The sequence below is a fragment of the Actinomadura rubrisoli genome (assembly GCF_004349215.1).
Lineage (GTDB): Bacteria > Actinomycetota > Actinomycetes > Streptosporangiales > Streptosporangiaceae > Spirillospora > Spirillospora rubrisoli.
The window spans coordinates 1-2,991 of sequence record NZ_SMKU01000586.1 but is presented as its reverse complement, the minus strand read 5'-3'; the positions used below and the strand labels follow the sequence as shown (position 1 = coordinate 2,991).

The following is a 2,991-nucleotide window of genomic DNA, read 5'->3' as shown; positions in this document are numbered from 1 at the left end:
GGCCGGGAGGGGCCTCGTCGGGCGGCGGGAACGCCCCGCGGTGGCCGATGACCCGGGCCGCGAGGGCGCTCGCGGCCTCGGCCGCCGCGCGCCGGCCGGCCCCGCCGAGCCGGGCCGCGAGGTAGCCGCCGTTGAAGGCGTCGCCCGCCGCCGTGGTGTCGACCACGCGCACGCCGGGGACGGCCGGGACCGCCTCCTCGCCCGTCCTGTCGGCGATCACGCAGCCGCGGGCGCCGAGCTTGACCGCGATCTCGCCGACCCCGGCGGCGCGGAGCCGGCGGACCGCGTCGGCGGCACCGGTGTCCCCGAAGACGGCGCGCTCGTCGTCCAGCGTGGGCAGCGCGATGTCGGTGCGGGCGAGCACGGCGCCCATGGCGGACGCGGCGGCCGCCGGGGACGGCCAGCCGGCGGGACGGTAGTTGCCGTCGAAGGCGACCAGCCCGCCGCGCCGCCGGGTCTCGTCCAGGACGTCCAGCAGCCTGGCCCGCGCGGCGGCGCCGAGGACCGACAGCGTGATCCCGGACAGGTAGACCAGGTCGTGGTCGGCGACGGCGTCGTCGATCTCGGCGGGGTGGCCGGGCCCGAACAGGCCACGGGCCGCCGACCGCGACCGGTAGTAGTGGAACGTCCGCTCGCCGTCGTCGTCGGTGCGGATGAGGTAGAGCCCGGCCTTCCCGCCCGGGACGGCGCGGGAGTGCGCGGAGCCCACCCCGCGGGCGGCCCAGGCGGCCCGCATCTCGGCGCTGTAGGGGTCGTCGCCGACGAGCGAGACGAACTGGGCGTCCACGGTCCCCGGCGGCGCGCTCCGGGCCAGGTAGGCGGCCACGTTGAACGCGTCGCCCGCGTAGGCGACGGCGAGCCGGTCCGGCGCCACATGGCTCAGCTCGATCATGCACTCGCCGATCAGGGCGACGCGGGCGGGCCGTGCGGCCCCTCCGGCCGTTCCCTCGGCTCCGGTCCTTCCGGTCCGGCGCGCTACCAGCGTGTCACCTTGTCCAGCGCGCTTCATGGGCGGCTCCTCTGCTCGGGGGCGTCCGCGATGTCCGCAATAGGGCGACGATACATCTAGACAACAAGTGATCTAATGACTAAGACTTCGTGTGCCGCGGTTCACATGAACGAGGGAACGGCTGACGGAAGGGCCGCAATGCACGAGGACCCGATGCGGGGCTACGACGCCGACGGATACGCGATCTTCAGGGACGTGCTGGACGCCGAGCTGATCGCCGAGGCGGACCAGCACGTCCGCTGGCTCCAGGCCAGGCACCCGGACAGTACCGGCGAGGACCTGTCCACCGAGCTGGTCGCCAAGGACCCGTTCTGGGTGCGGCTGGTGTCGGACGACCGGCTGCTGGACGTGGCCGAGAGGTTCGTCGGACCCGATATCGCGCTCTTCGCGTCCGCCTACATCTCCAAGCCGCCGTTCACCGGCAAGGCGGTGCTCTGGCACCAGGACGGCGCGTTCTGGCCGCTGGACCCGATGCGCGTCGTGACGCTGTGGCTCGCCGTCGACCGCTCGACGCCGGAGAACGGCTGCCTGCGCGTCGTCCCGGGCAGCCACCGGCAGGAACTGCACGAGACCAGGGAGCGGGAGGACGCCGGGGCGGTCTTCGGCGTGGAGAGCGCCGTCGGCGTGGACGAGTCGCGCGCCGTGGACCTCGTCCTGGAGCCCGGCGACGTCGAGGTCCACCACCCGAACATCATGCACGGGAGCAACGCCAACGACTCGCCCTACCGGCGCTGCGGCCTGACCATCCGCTACATCCCGACCTCGACCCGGATCACCGAGGAGCCGTGGCCCTCGGCGCTGCTGCTGCGCGGCGAGGCGGGCGTGAACACCTACCGGCCGCGCCCCCGGTACGTGCCGGGGGAGCATTTCGCCTTCCGGGGCGCGGAGAGCTGGACCTGACCGGCCCGCCGATGACGTATCGACGGCACCGCCCCGCCCGCAACTGGGGCGCCCGCGTCCACGAGATCACCTGGGCGGGCCTGCGCGCCCTGGTGCTGGAGAACGAGCTGCTGCGCGTCACCGTCCTGGCCGGCAAGGGCGGCGACATCGCCGAGTTCTGCTTCAAGCCGCGCGACATGGACTTCGTCTGGCTGTCGCCGAACGGCCTGCGCAACCCCCGGGACGTGGCCGGGGGCGCCGCCGACGACACCGCCGCGTTCCTCGACCACTACGAGGGCGGCTGGCAGGAGGTCCTGCCCAACGGCGGCGCGCCCGGCACCTACCGGGGCGCGGCGCTCGCCCAGCACGGCGAGGTCGCGGGGCTGCCGTGGGACGCCGACATCGTCACCGACGACGCGCGCGAGGTCGCGGTGCGGCTCACCGTGCGGGGCAGGCGGCTGCCGCTGCGGCTGACCAAGACGTTCCGGCTCCGGTCCGGCGAGGCCGAGCTGATCGTCGAGGAGGAACTGGCGAACGAGTCCGGGGTCGTCCTGGAGGTGATGTGGGGCCACCACATCGTGTTCGGCGCGCCGTTCCTGCGTCCCGGGCACCGGATCAGGCTCCCGGCGGGGACGCGGGTCGTCCCGCACGAGACCGCGATCAATCCGCTCGGCCGCCGTGTGCGCGCGGGCGGGCCCTACGACTGGCCGGACGTCCCGTCCGGCGACCCGGAGGGCGGACCGGACGCGGTGGTCGATCTCGGCGTCGTCCCGGACTACGGTGCGCCCAGCGAGATCGTCTACCTCACCGACCTGCGCGAAGGCCGGTACGAGGTGGTCGATCCGGCGGCGGGCCTCGGGATGCGCGTGCGCTGGGACGTGTCCGTCCTGCCGCACCTGTGGCTCTGGCAGGAACTCGGCGCGACCGCGGGCCACCCGTGGTGGGGCCGCGCGTACGTAGTGGGGCTCGAACCGTTCGCCGGATACCCGACCGACGGGCTCGCGGCGGCGGTGGAGAACGGAACCGCGCTCCGGTTGGACCCGCACTCGACGCGGCGGCTCTGGCTGCGGGCGGGGGTCATCGAGGGGGCAGCGGGATGATCG

General features: G+C 74.3%; 3 protein-coding genes. 2 read left to right on the top strand and 1 reads right to left on the bottom strand.

Annotated elements, in window-relative coordinates; genetic code table 11:
* Positions 1 to 1,009, bottom strand: a 1,009-nt coding sequence (locus E1298_RS45695) for a sugar kinase (protein WP_131903616.1), incomplete at its 3' end; no start/stop codon positions are given.
* Positions 1,010 to 1,147: 138 nt separating this feature from the next.
* On the opposite strand from E1298_RS45695, the gene E1298_RS45690 reads away from it, so the two are divergent.
* Entirely contained in the window at positions 1,148 to 1,909 is a 762-nt protein-coding gene (locus tag E1298_RS45690) for a phytanoyl-CoA dioxygenase family protein (RefSeq protein ID WP_131903615.1), read from the top strand.
* Between the two features lie 11 nt (positions 1,910 to 1,920).
* Positions 1,921 to 2,988 carry a DUF4432 family protein gene (locus tag E1298_RS45685; protein ID WP_131903614.1) on the top strand — a complete coding sequence of 356 codons (1,068 nt, stop codon included), beginning with the start codon at positions 1,921 to 1,923 and terminating at the stop codon, positions 2,986 to 2,988.
* Positions 2,989 to 2,991 lie beyond the last annotated feature (3 nt).

Bases quoted from the DNA above. Each gene is read 5' to 3' on its own strand.
- E1298_RS45685 (WP_131903614.1), top strand. From the start codon at position 1,921: ATGACGTATCGACGGCACCGCCCCGCCCGCAACTGGGGCGCCCGCGTC.
- E1298_RS45690 (WP_131903615.1), top strand. From the start codon at position 1,148: ATGCACGAGGACCCGATGCGGGGCTACGACGCCGACGGATACGCGATC.